Origin of the sequence: Bradyrhizobium sp. CCBAU 45389, from assembly GCF_028128625.1 — a bacterium.
GTDB classification, from domain to species: Bacteria; Pseudomonadota; Alphaproteobacteria; order Rhizobiales; family Xanthobacteraceae; genus Bradyrhizobium; species Bradyrhizobium liaoningense_B.
On record NZ_LBIY01000070.1, the window covers coordinates 1 to 24,127 of the forward strand.

Genomic DNA, 24,127 nt, shown 5'->3' on the forward strand with positions numbered 1-24,127 from the left:
AGCTTCGCAACCTCAGCTTCCTCGGTTCAGACCAGATGGACAACCTCCTGAGACACCAAAGCTAACCCACCCTACGAGAGCGGAGGAAAATTACTCCGCCGCCATGCCGGCGCGGATCTCGGCACGCAGCTCGTCGATCAGCTTGAGACCTTTCTTGGTCTCGACATGCCAGAAGGTCCAGCCGTTGCAGGCCTGCGCGCCTTGCGCGACGGCGCCGATGCGGTGGATCGAGCCGACCTTGTCGCCGAGCATGATGGCGCCGTCGGCACGGACCAGCGCGCCGAGCTTCTTCTTGGCGTCGAACAGCTTCGTGCCGGGCATGATCATGCCGCGCTCGATCAGCTCGGAGAACGCGACGCGCGGGGCTTCGCGCGCGGTCATGAACGGGGCGAGGCTTTCTTCCGGCAGCGGCTCGACCGCGGCGATGCGCGCTTCGGCCGCCTTGGCATAGGTCTTGTCGCGCTCGAAGCCGATATAGGAGCGGCCGAGGCGCTTGGCGACGGCGCCGGTGGTGCCGGTGCCGTTGAAGGGGTCGATCACGAGATCGCCGGGCTTGGAGGACGACAGCAGCACGCGCGCGAGCAGGCCTTCAGGCTTCTGCGTCGGATGCACTTTCTTGCCGTCGGCGCCCTTGAGGCGCTCCTCGCCGGTGCAGAGCGGGATCAGCCAGTCGGAGCGTGCCTGCACGTCCTCGTTGGCGGCCTTCAGCGCCTCGTAGTTGAACGTATAGCCCTTGGCTTTTTCGTCACGCGCGGCCCAGATCATGGTTTCATGCGCGTTGGTGAAGCGGCGGCCCCGGAAGTTCGGCATCGGGTTGGTCTTGCGCCAGACGATGTCGTTCAGGAGCCAGAAGCCGAGGTCCTGCATGATCGCGCCGACGCGGAAGATGTTGTGATAGGAGCCGATCACCCAGATCGTCGCCGACGGCTTCATCGCGCGGCGCGCGGCAAGCAGCCAGGCGCGGGTGAAGTCGTCATAGGCGGAGAATGAATCGAACTTGTCCCAGTCGTCGTTGACGGCGTCGACATGGGATTCGTCGGGGCGCTTGAGATCGCCCTTGAGCTGAAGATTGTAGGGCGGATCTGCGAACACCAGATCGACGCTGCCCGCCTGAAGCTTCGACATCTCGGCGACGCAATCGCCGAGAATGATGCTGTGCGACGGAGACTCAAAATTTGTGCGGGGCGCCCTTGCAGACGCCCCGCGACGCGACACTACCATGACTCAAGAACTCTGACTCAGGCGACGCTGTCGGCGACGCGGGACCAAACAACCGACTGACCGTTACATTGACGGGGCAAAGTAAAAATCGACTTAACCCGCTGCTTTTGTGAGCAGGCCGCGCATCGCGCGTCGTATGCCCCCTGCTGTTCGCATACACCGTGTTTTGCAGTGTATTTCGTGTTTCTTTGCGTTGCGGGAGCGATGAGGATGCCAAAAAGACTGCAAATTTCTCTCGGAAAAGATTGCACTTCCCTCGGAAAAAATTGCTGGCAGGCACATGCTGTCGCACTAGGCAATTTTTGCCGACCGCGATATTGATAAAGGCAACGGAAATTTTACGTATGTGGCGCGTTGAGCTTTTGCGCTTCTGCGCCCAAATGACGCCAATCGAGGATTTAAGGGAAAGCCCGCCATGCGCTACGATGATTTCCGCCGCAGCGACGACGTCGAGGATCGTCGCGACGAGGGTGGCGGTGGATTCGGCGGCGGCGGAGGCGGCGGGTTCGGCCTGCCGATGGGCGGCGGCGGGCTCGGCATCGGCACCATCATCGTGCTCGGCCTGATCGGCTATGCCTTCGGCATCGACCCGCGCATCCTGATCGGCGGTGCCGAGATCCTCACCGGCGGCAACCAGGCGCCGAGCTACCAGACCGATCGCCAGCCCTCCTCGACCTCGGCCAAGCGCGGCGCGCCGACCGACGAGGTCGGCAGCATGATCGCCGGCATCCTCGGCGAGATCGACGATCGCTGGAGCGAGATCTTCCAGGCCAGCGGCCAGAACTATACCGGTCCGAAGGTCGTGCTGTTCCGCAACGCCACCAATGGCGGCCGCTGCGGCATGGCGCAGTCGGCGATGGGCCCGTTCTACTGTCCGCCGGACCGCACCATCTTCCTCGACACCAGCTTCTTCCGCGAGGTCGAGACGCGCTTCCGCGGCTGCTCCGGCAAGTCGGCGTGTAACTTCACCACCGCCTACATCATCGCGCACGAGGCCGGTCACCACATCCAGAACCTGCTCGGCATCATTCCGCGCGTGACGCGGCTGCAGCAGCAGGCCGGCAGCAAGGCCGAAGCGAATGCGCTCCAGGTCAAGGTCGAGCTGCAGGCGGATTGTCTCTCCGGCGTCTGGGTCAACCGCGAGGCGAAGAAGCGTCCGAACTTCCTGGAAGCAGGCGACATCGACGCCGCGCTGACCACGGCCAGCGCGATCGGCGACGATACGTTGCAGCGCCAGGCCACGGGCCGCGTCGTGCCCGACTCCTTCACCCACGGCTCGGCCGCGCAGCGCAAGCAATGGTTCATGACCGGCTACCAGCAGGGCACGGTCCAGGCCTGCAACACGTTCGGCGGCGGGCAGTAGTCGTTATCGCCTACGTGCCCCGGACGCAGCTTGAATTATGATGTGCAATTGCGCATCTGGGAATCCGGGAGTAGTGGCGTCATCCTGAGGTGCTCGCCTCTTGGCGAGCCTCGAAGGATGACGAAGCCTCCGGCCCATCCTTCGAGGCGCGCTTCCGCGCGCACCTCAGGATGACGGCGGTGGCTGGGAAGCAGGAGTGAAGTCGTGGCCTCGATCGACGAGTCAAAACAATTCATCCCGCTCAACATCGCGGTGCTCACCGTCTCCGACACGCGCGCGCTCGCGGACGACAAGTCCGGCCAGACGCTGGCCGACCGCCTCACCGGCGCGGGCCATCATCTCGCCGCGCGCGAGATCGTCACCGACGATGTCGAGGCGATCCGCGCGGTGATCCGCCGCTGGATTGCAGATAGCGGCGTCGACGTCGTCATCACCACCGGCGGCACCGGTTTTACCGGACGCGACGTCACGCCTGAGGCGATCGAGCCGCTGTTCGAGAAGCGCATGGACGGCTTCTCGATAGCCTTCCACCTGCTGAGCCACGCCAAGATCGGCACGTCCACGATCCAGAGCCGCGCCACCGCAGGCGTTGCGGGGGCGACCTACATCTTCTGCCTGCCCGGTTCGCCCGGCGCCTGCCGCGACGGCTGGGACGGCATCCTCGCCGCCCAGCTCGACTATCGCACGCGCCCCTGCAATTTCGTCGAGATCATGCCGCGGCTGGACGAGCATCTGCGAAGGCCGAAGGCGCAGGGCGCGACGGTGTAGCTACGCGCGCTGGTGCGCGAGCATCATTCGTAAGCCAAGCACAAGGTATCGTAGGGTGGGCAAAGCGAAGTGTGCCCACGATTTCTGTCGCAAGTCGGCATAGTGGTCACGGCGCAAGTGCGCCTTTGCCCACCCTACGATTCTTCCCTTCTCCCCTTGCGGGAGAAGGTGGCGCGAAGCGCCGGATGAGGCGTTCTCTCCGCGTGCACTGATGCTCGCGGAGAAATACCCCTCACCCAAGCGAGCTTGTGTTTACCAGCGGCGCTGCCCTCTCCCGCATCCGCCTTCGCCAAGGCTTCGGCGGACAGGAGGGAAGAGGGCACATCAACGTGCATCTCGCCGCGATGCGCTTCGCGCTCGCAGCAAGATCAGAGATCCCGCTCCCACGTCTCGCCGACGAGATCAGCACCGAAGCTGTGGTGCTTCTCTTCCTTCACGAGCTTGAAGCCGGCACTCTTGTAGATGCCGCGCGCGGCGACCAGGATGCTTTGCGTCCACAGCGTCATCTTGCTGTAGCCCCTCTCGCGGGCGCCCTGGAGGCACTGCTCGACCAGCGCGCGGCCGACACCGAGTCCGCGTGCTTTCTTCTCCACCTGCAACAGGCGGAGCTTGGCAATTTCGTCCGTTGCCTTGACCAGGAAGATCGAGCCGACCGGCTCGCCACCGACTTCCGCGATCCAGCAGTGCTCGCGCGCGGCGTCGTAGTTCCTGATGAACTGCGCACAGATCTCGGCGACAAGCGCCTCGTAGCTGATGTCCCAGTTGTAGTCCGCGGCATATGCGGCGGCCTGCCGGGAGACGACCCAGCCCATGTCGCCGACGCGATGGCTGCGCAGCATGAACGCCGCGGGCTGGCTTCGGCGCTGCTCCAGTACGGCCTCGATGGTCGCCATGGCCTGCGTGAGCTGCGTCGCATCGCCGGCCGAAAGCTGAGCCAGCATTGCGGCAACCTCGTTCTGCGAGCTCAGGTTCAGCTTGGCGAAGGTCTGCCGGCCCTTGGCAGTCAGGCTGAGCTGATATTGCCTGCGATCCGCGGGCAGGGGCTTTCGCGTGATCAGCCCCTTTTCGTCGAAGCTTTGCACGATGCGGCTGAGATAGCCGGGGTCGAGGCCAAGCTCGATTCCGATCTCCTTTGCCGCAAGGTCGTCGCGATGCGCGAGCTCATAGAGCACCCGCGCCTCGCTGAGCGAGAACGGAGTTCTTCCAAGGCGCTGGTCGAGCACGCCAAGCTTGCGGGTATAGAAGCGGTTGAACGCGCGGACCGCCGCGATGTGGTCGTCTGTACCGTTGAATGCCATGGCTCACCTCGATACTTGCCATTGTCAAATAATTATTTGACTTTGGCAAGTATTTGGCGGCCTCAGCCGATCATGACGATCCGGCTGCGCAGCATGGTCCGGGACGAGCGGCCGAGCCGCCGCAGCAGCCGCGCCTCGGAACGGCGGGCCTGGGGCGGATAGCCGCCGATCCGGTCGTAGTGATCACGCGCGATCAAAAGGCCCTGATCGCCGAACGGGCCGGCCAGCTTGCGCGCCACGGCCCGGAGGACGTCGCGGAATCCGGTCTCGGCAAAAGGCGTGCGTGCATAGCGGAACACCGCCGCCCGGTCCCGGCCGCTGGTCGCGACCGTCTGGATGAATTGGGTGGTCTCCTCGATCCAGCCGGTTTCGAGCACCGCGCCTGCAGGGAGGAACATCAGCCAGGGCGAACGAGCCTGAAGCGCGCCGGCGGCGAGCGCCGCGCCCTGCGAGGAACCCTCGAAGCCGACGAAACGGCAGCCTGCGACGTCGGCAACGCGCTCGATGACGCCGTTGCGGGTGCCATCGACCAACAGGACTTCCCGGATGATGCCGGCGGCGGCACCGGGCACCAACGCGGCCAGGGTTGCGACCGCCGTCTGCTCGACGCCTTCGGTCGGAATGATAACGCTCAGCATGATTGAGGCTTCAGTGTCTCCGCTTCGGGAGAAGCGCAACTCGTTATGATATTGTCATAAACACGCGGCATTGCCGAGTGCAACTTTTCGGCGGGGCTTCGCTGTTCGATGGTAAACTGCGAGAACCATCGCATCCAAATATGTCTCCTGCGGGGTGGCAATGTTGCCGAATATTTCGGCGCGAATTCGCGGTGACCGTATTATCCCGGAGTTTCGCCGCGATCTTTGCGCAGCATGCAGGCCGCCGCAATCCTGCCTGCGGAGGATGCGGGCGGGCCGACACCGGAGAACGGGAAAAGCCTGCAGTCCACGGGTGTTGACGAGGGCCTTGCATGAACGCCGATCAACTCGCCGTTAGCGTGCCGACAGCATCTCCCAGGCCGGACGCCGTGCCGAGCTTGCGGATCCGGGCGCTGATGCTCGGAGACCGCATCAATGCGTCCGGCCTCGAGATCGGCACGCTGGTGTCGTCGACGCCGGCCGCCTTCCGCGTTCACGCCGGCCTCGCGGTGATCTTCCGCTACGGCGTCGTGGTGCTGATCGGCCTGTTGCCTTCGGAGGAGAAGGTGCTGATCGACAGCCTGAAGACGCGCGTGATCGGCGAGTTCAGCCCGTACGAGGAAGAGATCGCGCAGGCGCAGCTGTGCAAGGACGAAAGCAGTGAAGCGATCCAGCCGGGCGGGCCGATCTGCCTCGCCAAATTCTCCGATGACCGGTTGCTTCTGGTCGCGGATGCGCTCGCCAAGAGCACGTCGCTGGCCCGCGACGAGCGGCGGGTCGCGGCGGTGTTCGACGTCATCGAGCCGTTCGCGCGCGAGCTCGCCGAGCACGGCCGCACGCCGCGCCGTCGCAAGGGCATCCTGCAACTGATCGGCAATGCGCTGCTGGTGCAGCAGCGCGTCGCCGGCCGTGTTGCGGTGGCCGAGAAGCCCGACGTGCTCTGGGAGAAGCCCGAGCTCGACCGGCTCTATGCCCGCCTCGAAGACGAGTACGAATTGAAGGAGCGCCTCGACACGCTCGAGCGCAAGCTCACCGCCGTGTCGGAAACCGCCAACGCCTTGACCGACATCATCGACACCCAGCGCTCGCTCCGGCTCGAGATCGCGGTCGTGGTGCTGATCCTGATCGAGGTCGCGATCGGCTGCATCCAGATCCTGTCGGGCACGCATTGAGAGCGAGCGACTGCGCATTGCAGTGCCCTCTCCCCTCATGTCCGCCGAAGCCTTGACGAAGGCGGATGCGGGAGAGGGCAGCAGCGCTGGTGGACGTGGGCTCACCGGGGTGAGCGGTCTGTCTCCGCGAGTCCGGAATCGTAGGGTGGGCAAAGGCGCAAAGCGCCGTGCCCACCATTTCTGCTTGGTGGGCACGCTTCGCTTTGCCCACCCTACGATACTGTCTTGTCGGCTTGAGCTCCCATCGCTCGCAGCACGCTTGCACAATGCCGCGCGATCGTTAGCTCTTCGTTCGTTGGGATCACGAGCACTTCGATAGCGCTGTCGCTGCCGCCGATCCGCTCGCGCGCCTCGTCATTCGCAGCCGCATCGATACGCACGCCGAGCCAGGCCAGGCGCTCGCCGATCGCGCCGCGGATCTCGCCGGCATGCTCGCCGATGCCGCCGGTGAAGACGAGGCAGTCGAACCCGTCGAGCGTGGTCGCCATCATAGCGATCGCCTGCGCCGCGCGGAAGGTGAAGAGATCGACCGCCTCTCGCGCCGCTGACTCGCGGCGCGCGAGCAGCGTGCGCATGTCCGCGGAGAGTCCGGAGACGCCGAGCAGGCCGGACTGGTGATAGAGCAGGTGCTGGACATCCTCGACCGACATTTTCTCGTGCTGTTGCAGATAGAGCAGCACGCCCGGATCGATGGTGCCGCACCGCGTGCCCATCACGAGGCCATCGAGCGGCGTCAGCCCCATCGTGGTGTCCACGCTGCTTCCGTCGCGCAGTGCGCACAGGCTTGCCCCGTTACCGAGATGCGCGATGACGGTGCGCTTGGCCGCAAGCTCCGGCGCGATCTCGGCAAGGCGGCGCGCGACATATTCGAAAGAGAGGCCGTGAAAGCCGTAGCGCCTGACGCCGCGCGCCTCGAAGCGCCCGGGAATGGCGAAACGGCTCGCCGGCGGCGCGAGGCCGTGATGGAAGGCGGTGTCGAAGCAGGCGATCTGGGGCAGCGCGGGCCGGATCGCCGAGATGGTCCGGACCGGCGCGAGGCAGCGCGGCTGGTGCAGCGGTGCCAGCGGTGTCAGCGCCTCCAGCTTCGCTGTGACCTCGTCCGTCAACGCGACAGGACCCGAATGATCCGGACCGCCATGAACGATGCGGTGACCGACCGCGCGCAAGCAGCCCTGACCGAACCGGTCCTCGATGAAGGCGAGCACGTCGGTGAAGAGATGACCGCCGTCGGCATCCGCGGCGTCTCTCCGCGTCTCGAACAGGTCCTCGCCCGCAGCGCTCTTCACTGCGAGCCGGGGTTTTGCCTCGTGCTCGTCGAGCTGGCCCTTGCAGAGCAAGACAGACTCGGCCGCCGCGATATCGAACAAGCCGAACTTGATGCTCGAAGAGCCCGAATTGAGGACAAGAACCGCCTCTGGCGCCCGCATGGCGTCAGCCCGCCTTGCTCGGCCAGACCCAATCGCGGACCTCAGGCATGTCCTCGCCGTGCTCGCGCACATAGCGGGAGTGTTCGATCAGCTTGTCGCGGAATTGCTGCTTCACCCGCGCGGCCCTGGTCGCCAGATCAGGCACGCGTTCGATCGCCTCGATCGCGAGGTGGTAGCGGTCGAGCTCGTTGAGCACGACCATGTCGAACGGCGTCGTCGTGGTGCCTTCCTCGGCAAAGCCGCGCACATGCAGGCCGGCATGGTTGGTGCGGTTATAGGTCAGCCGGTGGATCAGATAGGGATAGCCGTGATAGGCGAAGATGACGGGCTTGTCGCGCGTGAACAGGCTGTCGAAGTCGCGGTCGGACAGGCCGTGCGGATGCTGCTCCCTCGGCTGCAGCGTCATGAGGTCGACGACGTTGACGACGCGGATCTTCAGATCGGGCAGCACCTTGCGCAGGAGATCGACGGCGGCGAGGGTCTCCAGCGTCGGCACGTCGCCGGCGCAGGCCATCACCACGTCGGGCTCGGCCTTCGTGTCTTCGTTGCCGGCCCAGGTCCAGATGCCGATGCCGGCATCGCAATGCGTCGCGGCCTCCTGCATCGACAGCCATTGCGGCGCCGGCTGCTTGCCGGCGACGATCACGTTGATGCGGTTGTAGGTGCGCAGGCAATGGTCGGCGATCCACAGCAGCGTATTGGCATCCGGCGGGAAGTAGATGCGGACGATGTCGGCCTTCTTGTTGGCGACGAGATCGACGAAGCCGGGATCCTGGTGGCTGAAGCCGTTGTGATCCTGGCGCCAGACATGCGAGGTCAAGAGGTAGTTCAGCGAGGCGATCGGCCGCCGCCACGGCAGATGCCGCGTCACCTTCAGCCATTTGGCGTGCTGGTTGAACATGGAATCGACGATGTGGATGAAGGCTTCGTAGCAGGAGAAGAAGCCGTGGCGTCCGGTGAGCAGGTAGCCCTCGAGCCAGCCCTGGCAGAGATGCTCGCTCAACACCTCCATCACGCGGCCGTCCTGGGCGAGATGCACGTCGTAAGGCTGCGTCGGCTCCATCCAGACGCGTTCGGTCGTCTCGAACACGGCGTCGAGCCGGTTTGACGCGGTCTCATCCGGACCCATGATGCGGAAGTTGCGCTCTTGCGCGTTCAGGCGGATGACGTCGCGCAGGAATTTGCCGAGCTCGCGCGTCGCTTCGCCCGTAACGCCGCCAGGCTGCGGCACGTCCACGGCGAAGCTGCGGAAGTCCGGCAGCTTCAGCTCCTTCTTGAGCAAACCGCCATTGGCATGCGGATTGGCGCCCATGCGGCGGCTGCCTTCAGGGGCGAGCGCCTGCAACTCGGGAATGAGCGCGCCGCTCGCGTCGAACAGTTTTTCCGGCTCGTAGCTGCGCATCCAGTCTTCGAGGATCTTCAGATGCGCCGGGTTCTCGCGGCAGCTTGCAACCGGCACCTGATGCGCGCGCCAGAAATCTTCGACCTTCTTGCCGTCGACCTCCTTCGGTCCGGTCCAGCCCTTCGGGCTGCGCAGCACGATCATCGGCCAGCGCGGCCGCTCGACCGTCTTGCGCCCGTCGCGGGCGTGTTGCTGGATCGAGCGGATGCTGGCGAATGCGACGTCGAGCGCGTCCGCCATGGTCTGGTGCATCAACTTGGGATCGTCACCCTCGACGAACAGCGGCTCGTGGCCGAGGCCGCGGAAGAGATCGCGGATCTCGCTGTCAGGCATCCGTCCGAGCACGGTCGGGCCCGCGATCTTGTAGCCGTTGAGATGCAGGATCGGCAGCACCGCGCCGTCATGGGCCGGGCTCAGGAATTTGTTGGAGTGCCAGGACGCCGCGAGCGGACCGGTCTCGGCTTCACCGTCGCCGACGACGCAGGCGACGATCAGATCGGGATTGTCGAACGCCGCGCCATAGGCGTGCACCAGTGCATAGCCGAGCTCGCCGCCCTCGTGGATCGAGCCGGGGGTCTCAGGCGCCGCGTGGCTCGGAATGCCGCCGGGGAACGAGAACTGCCTGAACAGCTTGCGCAATCCGTCCGCATTGCGTGCGACATCAGGATAGATCTCGCTGTAGCTGCCTTCGAGATAGGTGTTGGCGACCATGCCCGGCCCGCCATGGCCGGGGCCGCAGACATAGAGGACGTTGAGATCGAGCGCGCGGATGACGCGGTTGAGGTGGGCGTAGATGAAGTTCAAGCCGGGCGTCGTGCCCCAATGTCCGAGCAAACGCGGCTTGATGTGCTCGGGTCGCAAGGGCTCGCGCAGCAGCGGGTTGTCGAGCAGGTAGATCTGCCCGACCGAGAGGTAGTTGGCAGCGCGCCAGTAGCGATCGAGGAGATCGAGGTCGCCGCTCGCGGCGGCGGTTTTTTGTTGGATTGTCATGTTCCTGCCGACCTTCACACAGCGATCGTCATCAACCCGGTTCCGGCGTGATCGATCCGTCGGTCATGAAACGGGATGGCTGCGACGCCGGTGTTGCGAGAGGTCAAAGGCGGGCGCGCGAAGTTTGGGCAGCTCTACTGTGCATGGGGTTGTTTTCGAGTTTTTTGTTTGCGTTCTTGATTTGTTCCTTTTGCGTGCTATCTTGGCTTCATGAGTCCAGCATCTTCTTCTGCTCTCAAGCACCCGCCGGTCACGGCGCCCTCCGAGCCGGCGGGTGCGCCTTCCGACTTTCCTGAGCTGGCGGTCGCCATCGACCGCCAGCGCAGGCGAGGCCGGGGTGCCCAGTCCAATGCCAGCGGCCGCTATGAGGCCGAGGCGCGCGTCGCCTTCGACGACGGTTGGCAGAGCCTCGAGGATTTGCCGCCGTTCAAGACGACGGTGGCGGTCGACACCTCGCGCAAGGTGATCACCCGCAACGACTCTCCCGACATCGGCTTCGACCGATCGATCAATCCCTATCGCGGCTGCGAGCATGGCTGCGTCTATTGTTTCGCGCGGCCGACCCACGCCTATCTCGGCCTGTCGCCGGGGCTCGACTTCGAGTCGAAACTGTTCGTGAAGCCCGAGGCGCCTTCGCTGCTGGAGAAGGAGCTCGCCGCGCCCGGCTACGAGCCGCGGATGATCGCGATCGGCACCAACACCGATCCCTATCAGCCGATCGAGCGCGAGCGCAAAATCATGCGCGGCATTCTCGAGGTGCTGGAGCGCACCGGGCATCCCGTAGGCATCGTCACCAAATCTGCGCTGGTGGTGCGCGACATCGACATTCTCGCGCGGATGGCCAAGCGCAACCTCGCCAAGGTCGCGATCTCCGTGACCTCGCTCGATCCGAAGCTGGCGCGCACCATGGAGCCGCGCGCCTCGACGCCGCCGAAGCGGCTAGAGGCGCTGAAGCAGCTCTCCGAGGCCGGCATTCCCACCACCGTGATGGTGGCGCCGGTGATCCCCGCGCTGAACGATGCCGAGATCGAGCGCATCCTCGATGCCGCCGCCCATGCCGGCGTCAAGGAGGCCTCCTACGTGCTGCTGCGGCTGCCGCTGGAGGTGCGCGATCTCTTCCGCGAATGGCTGATGGCGAACTATCCGGACCGCTACCGCCACGTCTTCACGCTGATCCGCGACATGCGCGGCGGCCGCGACTACGACGCGAAATGGGGCGAGCGGATGAAGGGCACGGGACCGATGGCCTGGACCATCGGCCGCAGATTCGAGATCGCCTGCGACAGGCTGGGGCTCAACAAGCGCCGCTCCAAGCTGACCACGGATCACTTTGCGCGGCCGAAGCGGAACGGCGATCAGCTCAGCCTGTTCTGACCGGGCAGTTCTGATCGGGAAAGTGGAAGAGGCGTCGCATGAGCAAGGAACTCACGGCCCCGATGCCGCGGCTGACCGTCATCACGCTTGGCGTCAGCGACATCCGCGCCAGCATCGCGTTCTATGATGCCCTCGGCTTTTCGCGCCGGCTGAAGGCGACCGGCGAGGCGGTCGCGTTCTACGACACCGGCGGACCGGTGCTCGCCCTGTTTCCCTGGGACCAGCTCGCGGCGGATGCGTCCCTGCCTGATGAGCCGAGGCCGGCGGCCTTCCGCGGCACCACGCTCGCCTGGAACTGCCGCACGCGCGATGAGGTCGATACTGTTCTGGCTTTCGCCGTCAGCAAGGGAGCAAGGCTGCTGAAGGCCGGGTGCGAGACCGATTACGGCGGCTATTGCGGCTATTTTGCCGATCCCGATGGCCATGTCTGGGAAGCCGTGGTGGCGCCCGGCATCGAGGTCGGCGAGGACCGGCGGGTGCATCTGGCCGAGTAGGGTGGCCGATCTGAATAACGGGAATTATCCGGGGTTCCCGGTTGCGCCGGCTGGGTTGCTTGCGCACGATCCCGGCCATGATTCGGGACAAGTCCGCCAGGAAGCCGGCCAAGGGTGCGCCAAAAGAGGATGCTGCGAAGCAGGCCGAGCCTGCCAAGGCAGCCAAAGCCCCCGCCGGCAAGAAAGGCGTCATCGCGATCGCGCCGCCGAGCTTCCGCCGCGAGCGCGCGCTGATCAAGCGCGGCGTCTGGCCGGTCGCCGGCTGCGACGAGGCCGGCCGCGGCCCGCTGGCCGGCCCCGTGGTGGCCGCCGCGGTGATTCTCGATCCCGACCGCATTCCGCGCGGCATCGACGATTCCAAGCGCCTGACCGCCGAGGAGCGCGAAAGACTGTTCGACAAGATCTGCGCCACCGCCCAGGTCTCGGTCGCCGTGGCCTCGCGCGCGCGAATCGATCGCGACAACATCCTGCGCGCCTCGCTGTGGGCGCTGAAGCGCGCCGTGGTGGCATTGCCGCAGCCGCCGCAACATGTCTTCGTCGACGGTCGCGACAGGCTCGATACGGCTTGCGACTGCGAGGCCGTGATCGGCGGCGACGGCATCGTGCTGTCGATCGCGGCGGCCTCGATCGTCGCCAAGGTGACACGCGACCGCCTGATGTGCGCGCTGGCGCAGGACTGCCCCGGCTACGGTTTCGAGCAGCACAAGGGCTACGCAGTCCCCGAGCACCTCGACGCGCTCGACCGCCTCGGCCCCACCGTCCATCACCGCAGCTTCTTCGCCCCCGTCGCCGCCGCCCGCGCCAAGCACATGCCCTGGACCGTCGAGCCGGTGCAGGACCTGTTCGAGGTCGCCGAGGTCGAGGTGCAGGTGGTGGCTGATACGTCGGCCACCCTCTAGGATGTCTCTCTGATCGCGTGCTCTTCGCCTCTCCCCGTAAGAACCGGGAGAGGGAGCAGACCGAAGTTGCCACGACGCGCGACGCCCTTTATCAAAACAGATGCGAGCGAATAGGGCCGGCTGGACGGGTTGGCTGCATCTTTCGGACGTTGCATGCGGTTTACCTCCCTGGTCATCGAGCTCATTCGCGCCCGGCCGCGGCTGATCGTTTGGATCGCCGTGCTGCTGCAGGCTTTGATGTGGCTGTTCGTGGCGCTGGTGTTTTATCGCAGCCCGCCCGGCACGCTCGCGACCCTGCTGGCCTTCGGCAGGGAATACCAGGTCGGCACCGATCTCGGCCCGCCCTTGCCGGTCTGGCTCGCCGACATCGCCTACCGCCTCGCCGGCGGCCACATGTTCGGCGTCTATGTCCTCGCCCAGCTCTGCGAGATCACGACCTTCATCGCGCTCTATCATCTCTCGCGCGCCGTAGTCGGATCTCAGCAAGCGGTGCTTGCCGTGCTCCTGACCATGACGGTGCTGGCCTTCTCCTCGCCCGCGCTTGATTTCGGCCCGCTCGTGCTGGCCCGTCCCCTCTGGGCGCTGCTGCTGCTGCACTCCTGGCAGATCATCGGCCAGCGCCGCGGCAATGCCTGGTTCGCCTGGTCGATCGAGGCCGGCCTGCTGCTGCTGACGACGCCCGCCGCGGTCTTCCTTCTCGCCTTGCTCGTTATCTTTGCGCTCGCGACCGCCGGCGGCCGCCGCACGCTGCTCGCGCTCGATCCGCTGTTCGCAGTGATCGTCGTCGCCGTGCTGGCGCTGCCCTATGCCGTCTGGCTGATGCGGGCCGAGACGCTGGTGCTGCCGGCCCTGCCGCAGGTGGCCGAGCTGAGCACCCGTGCGATCCACGCGGCCTGGCTGCTCGGCGGGCTCGTGCTCGGGGCTGCCGCGATCCCGGCGCTGACCTTCCTCAACACCCGCCTGTTCGTCGCCAAGGGCGAGGAGGCGCCGATCATCTACCGCCCGCCGGTTGAGCCGTTTGCGCGCAACTTCGTCTATTTCTTCGCGCTGGCGCCGGCGCTCGGCGCGGTGCTGATCTCGGCCGTGCTCGGCCTCGATTCCGTCGTCGGCGGCGCCGGTGTCGTGCTGGTCATGTCGGGGCTTGCCGTGGTCGTCGCGGCCGGCGACCTCATCGCGATGCGCCGTGCGCGGATGCTGCGCATGGTATGGGCCGCCGCTGTCGTCGCGCCGGCCGCCGGCGTGGTGCTTGCCGTGCTGTTCCTGCCCTGGACCGGTGCCAACGAGATTGCGACCTCGATGCCGGCGCGCGCGATCTCGGATTTCTTCGACGAGAGCTTTGCCCGCCGCACCAACCATCGCCTTCGCGCGGTGGCCGGCGAGACCCAGCTCGCGAGCCTGATCACGCTGCATTCCGGCCGGCCGCATCTCTTCATCGATGCCGACCCCGCGCGCACGCCATGGATGAATCAGGCCAAGTTCAGCGAGACCGGCGGCGTCGTGGTCTGGCGCGCCTCCGACACCGCCGGCACCCCGCCGCCCGAAATCCTCAAGCGCTTCCCCGGCATCGTGCCGGAAGTCCCGCGCGCCTTCGAATGGCTGGTGACCGGCCGCCAGCAGCTGCTGCGCATCGGCTGGGCCATCGTGCGGCCGAAGGGGACTTAGCGACAAACGCAGCCATCGTAGGGTGGGCAAAGCGAAGCGTGCTCACGACATTATGGTGGGCACGGCGCTTTGCGCCTTTGCCCACCCTACGAGAGCTCGTTATCCCGCCAGCACCTTCGCGATTGCCCGCAGATCCTGCCAGGCCAGGCGCTTGTAGGATGGCGAGCGCAGCAGATAGGCCGGGTGGAAGGTCGGCAGCGCCCGGATGGTGCGCTGGCCGGTGTCGTACTCGAACCAGCGCCCGCGGGTGCGCATGATGCCTTCCCGCGTCGACAGCAGCGTCTGCGTCGAGGGATTGCCGAGCGTCACCAGCACATCCGGGTTCACCAGCTCGATCTGGCGCTGGATGAAGGGCAGGCAGATTTGCGTCTCCTGCGGCGTCGGCGTGCGGTTGCCCGGCGGCCGCCACGGGATGACGTTGGCGATGTAGGCGGTGGTGCGGTTGAGCCCGATCGCCCCGATCATGAGATCGAGCAGCTTGCCGCTGCGCCCGACGAAGGGCAGTCCCTCGATGTCCTCGTCGCGGCCCGGCGCCTCGCCGACGAACATGATGCGCGCCTGCGGATTGCCGTCGGCGAAGACCAGCCGCGTCGCCGTGTGCTTGAGCGCGCAGCCCTCGAAATTCTGCATCAGCTCGCGCAGCGCCTCCAGCGTCGGCGCGGTGCGCGCGGCCTCGCGCGCCGAAGCGATGGCGACGTCGGGTGCAGGCGCGGCCTCGCCGCGCATCACCGTCGGCGCCGCAACCGAACGGGGCGCCTCGACCGGCGCCGTACGCGGGGCAGGCGGCGGCGTGTCGATTTCCGCCAGGCGGTCTATCGGTTCCTCCGCCAGCGCGCAGTCGACTCCGGCCTCCAGATAGAAGGCGAGCAGCTCTCGGACGGTGGGTGCGGGTTCGAGGATCATGGGAAAGTCTGACTTTTATATCACCTTGGCCGGCCTTGCATCCCGCCGGAACGCGATTCCGAGGTTGTCCTACCCGGAAAAATCGGAAACAAGAGGGCGCAAACGACCAAGGACCGTCTCAAGGGCTGAGATCAGATGAGCACCGAAGAACTTCCCCCGCGCGAATCCATGGAATTCGACGTCGTCATCGTCGGCGCCGGCCCCTCGGGCCTGTCGGCCGCGATCCGGCTGAAGCAGCTCAACGCCGATCTCAACGTCGTCGTGGTGGAGAAGGGCTCCGAGGTTGGCGCGCACATTCTTTCGGGCGCGGTGATCGACCCGGCCGGGCTCGACAAGCTCGTTCCGGACTGGCGCGAGGATGCCGACTGCCCGCTGAAGACGCAGGTGAAGGACGACCGCTTCTACTGGATGACCGGCGGCGGCGCGATCAAGCTGCCGAACTTCATGATGCCGCCGCTGATGGACAACCATCACTGCTATATCGGCTCGCTCGGCAATGTCTGCCGCTGGCTGGCGCGGAAAGCGGAGGCGCTCGGCGTCGAGATCTATCCGGGCTTTGCCGCGGCCGAAGTGCTCTATGACGAGGGAGGCAAGGTCAAGGGCATCGCCACCGGCGACATGGGCATCGGCCGCGACGGCCAGCCGAAGGATTCCTTCACCCGCGGCATGGAATTGCTCGGCAAGTACACGCTGTTCGCCGAAGGCGCGCGCGGCAGCCTGACCAAGCTGCTCATCAACAAGTTCGCGCTCGACTCCAAGAGCGAGCCGCCGAAGTTCGGCATCGGGCTCAAGGAAGTCTGGCAGATCGATCCCGCAAAACACCAGAAGGGTCTGATCCAGCATTCGTTCGGCTGGCCGCTCGATCTGAAGACCGGCGGCGGTTCGTTCCTCTATCATTACGACGACAATCTCGTCGCCGTCGGCTTCGTCGTGCATCTCAATTACGACGATCCTTATCTGTCGCCGTTCGACGAATTCCAGCGCTTCAAGACCCATCCCTCGATTCGCGGCACCTTCGAGGGCGCCAAGCGGCTCGCCTATGGTGCGCGTGCGATCACGGAAGGCGGCTACCAGTCGGTGCCGAAGCTCAGCTTCCCCGGCGGCGCGCTGATCGGCTGCGCGGCCGGCTTTGTCAACGTGCCGCGCATCAAGGGCGTGCACAATGCGATGGGTACCGGCATGCTGGCCGCCGAGCATGTTGCGGCCGCGCTCGCTGCCGACCGCGCCAATGACGAGCTCGTCGAATACGAAAACGCCTGGCGCTCCTCGTCGGTCGGCAAGGATCTGTTCCTGGTCCGCAACGTCAAGCCGCTGTGGTCCAAGTTCGGCACCGTGCTCGGCGTCGCGCTCGGCGGCTTCGACATGTGGTGCAACACGCTGTTCGGCGCCTCGCTGTTCGGCACCCAGTCGCATTCCAAGCCCGACCGCGCCACGCTCGATCCGGCCAAGAGCCACACGCCGAAGAACTACCCGAAGCCGGACGGCAAGATTTCCTTCGACAAGCTGTCCTCGGTATTCCTGTCCAACACCAATCATGAGGAGGACCAGCCGGTCCATCTCAAGGTTGCGGACATGAACCTGCAGAAGACCTCGGAGCACGACGTCTTCGCCGGTCCTTCGAATCGCTATTGCCCGGCCGGCGTCTACGAGTGGATCGAGGAAGGTTCGGGCCCGCGTTTCCAGATCAATGCCCAGAACTGCGTCCACTGCAAAACCTGCGACGTGAAGGACCCCAACGGCAACATCACCTGGGTTCCGCCGGAGGGCGGCGGCGGCCCGAACTACGAGGCGATGTAAGAGCTGGCTCAGCCGGAGCGGATCAGGTCGCAAAGCGTGATCCGGCGCACGTTCGCGTGAGAACCCGGCCGCGGCTACCTGTCGCGGTCACGATAAGGCCATAGTAGCGGCGTCTTGGGGCGGTCTTGACCGGTCAGTTGGCCGATTTGGGGCGTGCGGAGGGGATCGCCCGGTCCGAATCCTTGCGGTGAACCGCCAAAAGCGGCATTGTCGGCCCGACGGTTCCGGGTCCCGATGCCACTGGCCGCGTTCGCATGCGAGACGGCCTTCTGCTGCAAACCCAGGCACTACCAACTCAAGGCGAGCCCTGATGTTCTCAAATCGTTTCAACCGCTGGACTGCTGCCGCCATCGCCCTCATGGGCACAGCGATCGCGACGGTCCCCGGCGCGGTCCTGGCGCAGACGCCGGATCACCCGGCCGACACGGCGGCGCAGTTTCCGACCCGAAACGATCTGAAGTCGCTCACCGGTGCCGGCAGCTATCTTGCCGCCCGCCACGCCAGCGTCGAACGCGATGCGGCTTCGGCGGCCGCCTTCTACCGCTCGGCGCTCCGTACCGATCCCAAGAACAACGAGCTGCTCGACCGCGCCTTCATCTCCTCTGTCGCCGACGGCGACATCGATGAGGCGGTCAAGCTCGCCGAGCGCATCCTGACCATCGACAAGACCAACCGCGTCGCGCGTCTCGTCGTCGGCGTGCATGATCTCAAGTTCAAGAAGTACGCGACCGCGCAGAGTAACATCAATCAGTCGATCCGCGGCCCGATCACCGATCTCGTCGCCACGCTGCTGTCGGGCTGGGCCGCCTATGGCGCGGGCGATGCCAAGGGCGGCGTCGCCACCATCGACAAGCTCGCAGGTCCCGAATGGTATCCGCTGTTCAAGGATCTCCACGCCGGCATGATCCTCGAGCTCGCCGGCAAGGAGAAGGACGCGGGCACGCGCTTCGAGCGCGCCTACAAGCTCGACGATTCCATGCTGCGCGTCACCGAGGCCTATGCGCGCTGGCTGTCGCGCAACAAGGATTCGGCCGCGGCGACCACCGTCTATCAGGCGTTCGACAAGAAGCTCGCCCGCCATCCGCTGATCGTGGAAGGTTTGCGCGACACCAAGGCCGGCAAGAAGCTGCCGCCGCTGGTCGATTCCGCGCAGGCCGGCGCCGCCGAAGCGCTCTACGGCATCGGCGCCACGCTGACCCGCCGCGGTGGCGAGGATCTGGCGCTGGTCTATCTGCAGCTCTCGCTCTACCTGCAGCCCAGCCATCCCTTGGCGCTGCTCTCGCTCGCCGATCTCTATGAATCGGTGAAGCGGCCGCAGATGGCGATCAAGGTCTATGAGCGCGTGCCCGCGACCTCGCCGCTGAAGCGCAACGCGCAGATCCAGCTCGCCATCGACCTCGATTCGGCCGACCGCACCGACGAGGCGATCAAGATCCTCAAGGGCGTCACGACCGAGGATGCCAAGGATCTCGAGGCCATCATGGCGCTCGGCAATATCGAGCGCGGCCGCAAGCGGTTCGGCGACTGCGGCGCGACCTATTCGCAGGGCATCGAGGTGCTGACGCCGGGCAACGACAAGGCCAACAGCGTCTGGTACTACTATCGCGGCATCTGCCAGGAGCGTTCCAAGCAGTGGGCCAAGGCCGAAGCCGACATGAAGAAGGCGCTCGAGCTCCAGCCCGACCAGCCGCATGTCCTCAACTATCTCGGCTATTCCTGGATCGACCAGGGCGTGAACCTCGACGAGGGCATGAAGATGATCAAGCGCGCCGTCGAGCAGCGTCCCGACGACGGCTACATCGTCGACTCCCTCGGCTGGGCCTACTACCGCATCGGCAATTACGAAGAGGCGGTGAAGAACCTCGAGCGCGCGATCGATCTCAAGCCGGAAGATCCCACCATCAACGATCACCTCGGCGATGCCTATTGGCGCGTCGGCCGCACGCTGGAAGCCAAATTCCAGTGGTCGCATGCGCGCGATCTCAAGCCCGAGCCGGATGACCTTCCGAAGATCGAGGCCAAGATCGCCAACGGCTTGACCGAGGACAATTCGAATTCTTCGGCCGCGCAGGCGGAGAAGAAGAAGGACGACGGCAAGGGCGGCTAAGAGTGGGTTTGGGGGCTGATCGCCGATGTCGGCGTTGATTGAAGAAGGGCGGGCGAAGGTCAATTTGAGCCTTCGCGTCGTCGGCCGTCGTGCGGACGGCTATCATGATCTCGAAAGCGTGGTCGCGTTCGCCGATTGCGCCGACCGGCTCACGCTGGAGCCCTGCGGCGAGCTGAAGCTCACCACCACCGGACCGCTGGCCGCAGCCTGCGGCGACACCTCCGACAACCTCGTTTTCAAGGCGGCCAAGCTTCTGGCCGAGGCCGTGCCGGGCCTGAAGCTCGGCGCTTTCGCGCTCGACAAGGTGCTGCCCGTGGCCGCCGGCATCGGCGGCGGCTCGGCCGATGCCGCGGCGGCGCTGCGCCTGCTGGCGCGCCTCAACAATCTGTCGCTCGACGATCCACGCATGCAGCAGGTTGCGCTCGCGACCGGCGCCGACGTGCCGGTGTGCCTGTTCTCGCGCGCCTGCGACATGACCGGCGTCGGCGAGCAATTTCTGCCGCTCGCCTTGCCGAGCATGCCCTGCGTGATGGTCAACCCGCGCGTGCCGGTTGCCACCAAGGACGTGTTCCAGGCGCTGGGCCTGCGCAACGGCGAGCTCCTGGTCGGCGCCACCTCGGTCCTCGAAGCGCCGGCCTGGCCGGAGGAGGGGGCCTCGATCGCCGATTGGGTCGAGGTTCTCGAAACCGTCGCCAACGATCTCGAGGCGCCCGCGCTGCGGATCGAGCCCGTGATCGGCGAGGTCCTGGACGCCTTGCGCTCCTCCGCCGGCGTCAAGCTCGCCCGCATGTCGGGCTCGGGCGCAACGTGCTTTGCGATCTATGGCGCAGCCACCGATGCGCATGCCGCCGCCGAGAAGATCCGGCGCGACCACCCCGGCTGGTGGGTGCATGCGGGGACGTTGAGCTAGGTCTGTCCCCGGCGACGGTGCCGTAGGGTGGGCAAAGGCGCGAAGCGCCGTGCCCACCATCTTTCAGATACGGCGACAGGAGCGTGGGCACGCTTCGCTTTGCCCACCCTACGGCAGTGGCGCTAGAGGCTTTCTTCGCCGAGCCCCAAAAACCGCTGGATCTCACCCAGCACCTCCTGCGGCTTGTCGTGCTGCAGCCAGTGCCCCGCGCCGGCGATGGTCTCGATCCGCGCCCGCGGGAAGTAGCGCTCCAGGCCAGTGGCCCTCGCGCCCGCCAGAAAGCTCTCGCCGGCATTGAGCAGCAGCGTCGGGCAGGCGATGCGCGACCACAGTGCGACGTGGTCATCCGCCCAGAGTCGGTGCGGCGTACTGGCGCGCTGATAGGGATCGAACTTCCAGCTAAAGGTGCCGTCCTCGTTCTGCCGCGCGCCGTGCGTGGCGAGATGCAGCGCGAGCTCGCGGGATAGTCGCTTGTTGTGCAGCACCATCTGTGCGGCGGCGTCCTCGAGGGTCGCATAGCGACGCGGCGTGCGGTCGTGCAACTTGTCGAGCTGACTGACCCATTTGTTGATGCGCTCGTGCACGGGCGGCTTCGGCGCATCCGGCAGCATGGTCACGCCGTCGAGGACAACGAGCCTGGTGACGTGCTCCGGGAATGAGCCGGAAAAGATCAGGCTCACCATGCCGCCCATCGAGTGGCCGATCAGGGTGATCTGAGGCGCGGCGATGGTGCGGACGAGCTGGACCAGATCGTAGACATATTCGGTCAGCGCGTAGCTGCCGCCTTTGGTCCAGTCGGAATCGCCGTGGCCGCGCAGATCGGGCGCGATCACGTGGAAATGCGGTTGCAGCGAGCGCGCGAGGGCGTCCCAGCTGCGGCAATGATCGCGTCCGCCATGGACCAGGATGAGCGGCGGCGTGCTCTCGTTGCCCCAGTCGGCATAGTGCAGCCGCAGGCCGTGCGATTCATAGAAGTGGTCTTGCGGGGCGCTAGCCATGTGCGGGCCGCCGCGCCAGCGCGAGCGAGAGGCCGAGGCCCGCGATGAAAACGCCGGAGCCTTGCGTGAGGCGCCGCATCAGCTGCGGCCGTCCGACCAGTTGCGCGCGCGTCGCGGAGGCCATCAGCACCACGACGACATCGGCGAGCGTGTTCAGCGTCACCGAGATCGCGCCCAGCATGATGAATTGCAGCGTGGGGTTCGACCCCGCGGGATCGAGGAATTGCGGAATGAAGGCGAGGAAGAACGCGGCGGTCTTCGGGTTCAGCGCCTCGACCAGCACGCCGTCGCGAAACGCGCGCTTGTCGCCAACCGCCTTGCATTCGAGCGACAGCGTACGGCCGGCGCTGCGAAACGTCTTGATGCCGAGCCAGACCAGATAGACCGCGCCGACAAATTTGACCGCGGTGAACAGTTCCGCGCTGGCCAGGATGATCGCGGAGATACCGAGACTGCCGGCCACGACATGGACCATGCCGCCCAGCGCGGTGCCCGCGGTCGAGGCAAAGCCGCTTGCGCGTCCCTCGGACAGGGTTCGTGCCGCGACGTAGAAAATGCCGGGGCCGGGGATTGCCGCAATGAGGAATGCTGCGGCCAGGAACAGCCAGAAATTGGTTTCGGTCATCCTGTTTTGGTAGCGCAGGCTGCCGCGATTGCAAGGCCCCTCGTTCAGCCCATGCGGCGGAAGATCACGCTGGCATTCACCCCGCCGAAGCCGAAACCGTTGGAGATGGCGTGCTGCATCGGCATCGGCCGCGCGCTGCCCGAGACGATGTCGATGCCGTCGGCGCCCGGATCAGGATTTTCGAGATTGAGCGTCGGCGGCGCGATCTGGTCGCGCAAAGCCAGCACGGTGAAGATTGCTTCCAGCCCGCCGGCGGCGCCGAGCAGATGGCCGGTGGCCGATTTCGTCGCGCTCACGGCGATGCCGTTGTCGCGGCCGAACAGCGCGCCGATGGCGCCGAGCTCGCTCTCGTCGCCGGCCGGCGTCGACGTCGCATGCGCGTTGAGGTGCTGCAGATCCGCGGGCGCAAGCCTGGCCTGCCGCAGCGCGATCTCCATGGCGCGGCGGGCGCCGTCGCCATCGGGCGGACCCGACGTCATGTGGTAGGCATCCGCCGTCGTGCCGTAGCCGACGATCTCCGCGATCGGCGCGGCGCCGCGTGCGAGCGCATGCTCGAGGTCCTCGATCACGAGGATGCCGGCACCTTCGCCCATGACAAAGCCGTCGCGGTCGCGATCGAACGGGCGTGAGGCGCGCGCGGGTTCGTCGTTGAAGCCGCTCGACAGCGCGCGTGCCGCGGCAAAGCCGCCGAGGCTGACGATGTCGATGCAGGCCTCGGCGCCGCCACAGATCGCGACGTCGGCTTCGCCGGCGCGGATCATGCGCGCGGCATCGCCGATCGCCTGTACGCCCGCGGCGCAGGCGGTAACGGGTGTGCCCAGAGCGCCCTTGTAGCCGTATTTGATCGAGACGTGGCCGGCGGCGAGATTGGCGAGGAACGAGGGGATCGTGAACGGCGACAGCCTGCGCGCGCCGCGCTGCTCGGTGATGCGCACGGCTTCGGTCATTGCAGGAAAGCCGCCGACGCCGGAGGCGATGATCGTCGCTGTGCGCTCCAGCGCGCCTGCATCCTGCGGCGTCCATTTGGCCTGCGCGACGGCTTCTGCCGTGGCGAGCAGCGCGAACAGGATGAAGCGGTCCATCTTGCGTTGATCTTTTGGCGCCGCGGCCTGCGCCGGATCAAAACCACCTTCGGCGTCATCGGCCTTGTCGGGTACGAGTCCGGCGATGCGGGCGGGAAGCGCCTGCGCCCATTCGGGCAGGGTGCGCAGCCCGCTTTGGCCGGCGAGCAGCCGGCGCCAGGACAGTTCGACACCGCAGCCGAGCGGCGACACCGCGCCCAATCCCGTCACGACGATACGACGCATGTCAGTCTCCAGCCGGCGCGACGGCCGGGTTCATGGCCTTGAGTGAAGCGAGCCGCCTGCGCATCCCGCGGCTGGCGCGCGGCCCGGGAATGGCGATGGTATTGGCGAGCGTGATCGGCTGCATGTCGGCAGCGTCGACCACGACCGGATCGAACGGGCGTGCTCCGTTCCGGCTTGCCAGCAGGATGGATTCGCCTTTGGGTGCGAGATGCTTGTTGCCCCAGGCGAGCAGCGCCACGATCACGGGGAAGAAATCCCGCGCCTTGTCCGTCAGCACATATTCGTACCGCGGCGGCCGCTCTTGATAGCGGCGCCGGACGAACATGCCGCTCTCGGTGAGATGGGCGAGCCGCCGCGACAGGATGTTCGGCGCAATGCCGAGGCTTTTCGAGAACTCGTCGAACCTCGTCGCGCCCTGGAACGCATCCCGCAGGATCAAAATGCTCCACCATTCGCCGACCGTCTCCACGGCGCGGCCGACGGGGCATTCCTGGATGGAGGGGGATTTGGGCTGCATGACGGGAGGTTAGGGGAGTTACTTGCAAAATGCAAGTCACTGGGTGGGCGGCTTTCCGACTCGGTGGGGCGAGTTGCGGGTCTTGGGGGACGTCGCTGAAAGTTGAATGCGGGTTGGCGAATGGCGCCTGCGCGCCTTGCTCCGTCATTGCGAGCGTAGCGAAGCAATCCAGATTCTCGCCGCGCGGACAGACTGGATTGCTTCGCTACGCTCGCAATGACGGTGTCGAAGCGGTGGCGACGCTATCTCACCAGG

At 66.0% G+C, this 24,127-nt stretch carries 20 protein-coding genes; 10 read left to right on the forward strand and 10 right to left on the reverse strand.

The genetic code is table 11. The features are described 5' to 3' along the window. Positions 1-90 precede the first annotated feature (90 nt). Positions 91-1,221 carry a site-specific DNA-methyltransferase gene (locus tag XH79_RS08165; RefSeq protein WP_212347738.1) on the reverse strand — a complete coding sequence of 377 codons (1,131 nt, stop codon included), beginning with the start codon at positions 1,219-1,221 and terminating at the stop codon, positions 91-93. Between the two features lie 415 nt (positions 1,222-1,636). On the opposite strand from XH79_RS08165, the gene ypfJ reads away from it, so the two are divergent. Both ypfJ and moaB read left to right on the forward strand, forming a co-directional pair. Next, complete coding sequence (gene ypfJ / locus XH79_RS08170; RefSeq protein WP_271581344.1) at positions 1,637-2,584, forward strand: KPN_02809 family neutral zinc metallopeptidase; 948 nt, start codon at positions 1,637-1,639, stop codon at positions 2,582-2,584. A gap of 204 nt (positions 2,585-2,788) precedes the next feature. After that, on the forward strand, positions 2,789-3,352 hold the full coding sequence (gene moaB / locus XH79_RS08175) for a molybdenum cofactor biosynthesis protein B (RefSeq protein WP_212347744.1): 564 nt from the start codon (positions 2,789-2,791) through the stop codon (positions 3,350-3,352). Positions 3,353-3,720: 368 nt separating this feature from the next. Here the strand turns inward: moaB and XH79_RS08180 are convergent, their stop codons facing one another. Both XH79_RS08180 and XH79_RS08185 read right to left on the reverse strand, forming a co-directional pair. Further along, on the reverse strand, positions 3,721-4,650 hold the full coding sequence (locus XH79_RS08180) for a bifunctional helix-turn-helix transcriptional regulator/GNAT family N-acetyltransferase (protein WP_271581345.1): 930 nt from the start codon (positions 4,648-4,650) through the stop codon (positions 3,721-3,723). A 62-nt stretch (positions 4,651-4,712) separates the two neighbouring features. Then, positions 4,713-5,288, reverse strand: coding sequence for a glycosyl transferase (locus XH79_RS08185; protein WP_271581346.1), 576 nt, complete (start codon positions 5,286-5,288; stop codon positions 4,713-4,715). A 332-nt stretch (positions 5,289-5,620) separates the two neighbouring features. Between XH79_RS08185 and XH79_RS08190 the strand changes: the two genes are divergently transcribed. Further along, positions 5,621-6,460 carry an RMD1 family protein gene (locus tag XH79_RS08190; RefSeq protein WP_212347753.1) on the forward strand — a complete coding sequence of 280 codons (840 nt, stop codon included), beginning with the start codon at positions 5,621-5,623 and terminating at the stop codon, positions 6,458-6,460. Positions 6,461-6,672: 212 nt separating this feature from the next. Here the strand turns inward: XH79_RS08190 and XH79_RS08195 are convergent, their stop codons facing one another. Beyond that, positions 6,673-7,887 carry an acetate/propionate family kinase gene (locus XH79_RS08195; protein ID WP_271581347.1) on the reverse strand — a complete coding sequence of 405 codons (1,215 nt, stop codon included), beginning with the start codon at positions 7,885-7,887 and terminating at the stop codon, positions 6,673-6,675. A gap of 4 nt (positions 7,888-7,891) precedes the next feature. Then, a complete protein-coding gene (locus XH79_RS08200; protein ID WP_271581348.1) occupies positions 7,892-10,279 on the reverse strand; it encodes a phosphoketolase family protein in 2,388 nt (795 codons plus the stop codon). Positions 10,280-10,489: 210 nt separating this feature from the next. Here XH79_RS08200 and XH79_RS08205 point away from each other — a divergent pair, with 210 nt between their 5' ends. The 4 genes from XH79_RS08205 to XH79_RS08220 all read left to right on the forward strand — a co-directional run bounded on the left by XH79_RS08205 (position 10,490) and on the right by XH79_RS08220 (position 14,708). Beyond that, positions 10,490-11,653, forward strand: coding sequence for a PA0069 family radical SAM protein (locus XH79_RS08205; RefSeq protein WP_271581349.1), 1,164 nt, complete (start codon positions 10,490-10,492; stop codon positions 11,651-11,653). 38 nt (positions 11,654-11,691) lie between these two features. Further along, on the forward strand, positions 11,692-12,147 hold the full coding sequence (locus XH79_RS08210) for a VOC family protein (protein ID WP_271581350.1): 456 nt from the start codon (positions 11,692-11,694) through the stop codon (positions 12,145-12,147). 77 nt (positions 12,148-12,224) lie between these two features. Beyond that, on the forward strand, positions 12,225-13,046 hold the full coding sequence (locus XH79_RS08215; protein ID WP_271581351.1) for a ribonuclease HII: 822 nt from the start codon (positions 12,225-12,227) through the stop codon (positions 13,044-13,046). A gap of 153 nt (positions 13,047-13,199) precedes the next feature. Next, on the forward strand, positions 13,200-14,708 hold the full coding sequence (locus XH79_RS08220) for a glycosyltransferase family 39 protein (protein ID WP_271581352.1): 1,509 nt from the start codon (positions 13,200-13,202) through the stop codon (positions 14,706-14,708). 99 nt (positions 14,709-14,807) lie between these two features. Here the strand turns inward: XH79_RS08220 and XH79_RS08225 are convergent, their stop codons facing one another. Continuing rightward, a complete protein-coding gene (locus XH79_RS08225; protein ID WP_271581353.1) occupies positions 14,808-15,611 on the reverse strand; it encodes a uracil-DNA glycosylase in 804 nt (267 codons plus the stop codon). A gap of 135 nt (positions 15,612-15,746) precedes the next feature. Here XH79_RS08225 and XH79_RS08230 point away from each other — a divergent pair, with 135 nt between their 5' ends. From XH79_RS08230 to XH79_RS08240, 3 genes are all read left to right on the forward strand, one after another. Then, the gene (locus XH79_RS08230; RefSeq protein ID WP_271581354.1) at positions 15,747-17,408 is read left to right on the forward strand and encodes an electron transfer flavoprotein-ubiquinone oxidoreductase; all 1,662 of its coding nucleotides are present in this window, start codon (positions 15,747-15,749) and stop codon (positions 17,406-17,408) included. 310 nt (positions 17,409-17,718) lie between these two features. Further along, positions 17,719-19,515, forward strand: coding sequence for a tetratricopeptide repeat protein (locus XH79_RS08235; RefSeq protein WP_212347779.1), 1,797 nt, complete (start codon positions 17,719-17,721; stop codon positions 19,513-19,515). 25 nt (positions 19,516-19,540) lie between these two features. Beyond that, positions 19,541-20,425 carry a 4-(cytidine 5'-diphospho)-2-C-methyl-D-erythritol kinase gene (locus XH79_RS08240; protein WP_271581355.1) on the forward strand — a complete coding sequence of 295 codons (885 nt, stop codon included), beginning with the start codon at positions 19,541-19,543 and terminating at the stop codon, positions 20,423-20,425. 122 nt (positions 20,426-20,547) lie between these two features. Here the strand turns inward: XH79_RS08240 and XH79_RS08245 are convergent, their stop codons facing one another. The 4 genes from XH79_RS08245 to XH79_RS08260 are packed head-to-tail and all read right to left on the reverse strand — an operon-like array spanning position 20,548 to position 23,872. Next, the gene (locus XH79_RS08245) at positions 20,548-21,423 is read right to left on the reverse strand and encodes an alpha/beta fold hydrolase (RefSeq protein WP_271581356.1); all 876 of its coding nucleotides are present in this window, start codon (positions 21,421-21,423) and stop codon (positions 20,548-20,550) included. Further along, on the reverse strand, positions 21,416-22,048 hold the full coding sequence (locus tag XH79_RS08250; protein WP_271581357.1) for a LysE family translocator: 633 nt from the start codon (positions 22,046-22,048) through the stop codon (positions 21,416-21,418). Before XH79_RS08250 ends, XH79_RS08245 begins: the two co-directional genes overlap by 8 nt. A 44-nt stretch (positions 22,049-22,092) precedes the next feature. Beyond that, positions 22,093-23,355 carry a beta-ketoacyl-ACP synthase II gene (fabF, locus tag XH79_RS08255; RefSeq protein ID WP_271581358.1) on the reverse strand — a complete coding sequence of 421 codons (1,263 nt, stop codon included), beginning with the start codon at positions 23,353-23,355 and terminating at the stop codon, positions 22,093-22,095. A 1-nt stretch (position 23,356) separates the two neighbouring features. Next, entirely contained in the window at positions 23,357-23,872 is a 516-nt protein-coding gene (locus XH79_RS08260) for a winged helix-turn-helix transcriptional regulator (protein WP_271581359.1), read from the reverse strand. Between the last annotated feature and the right edge of the window lie 255 nt (positions 23,873-24,127).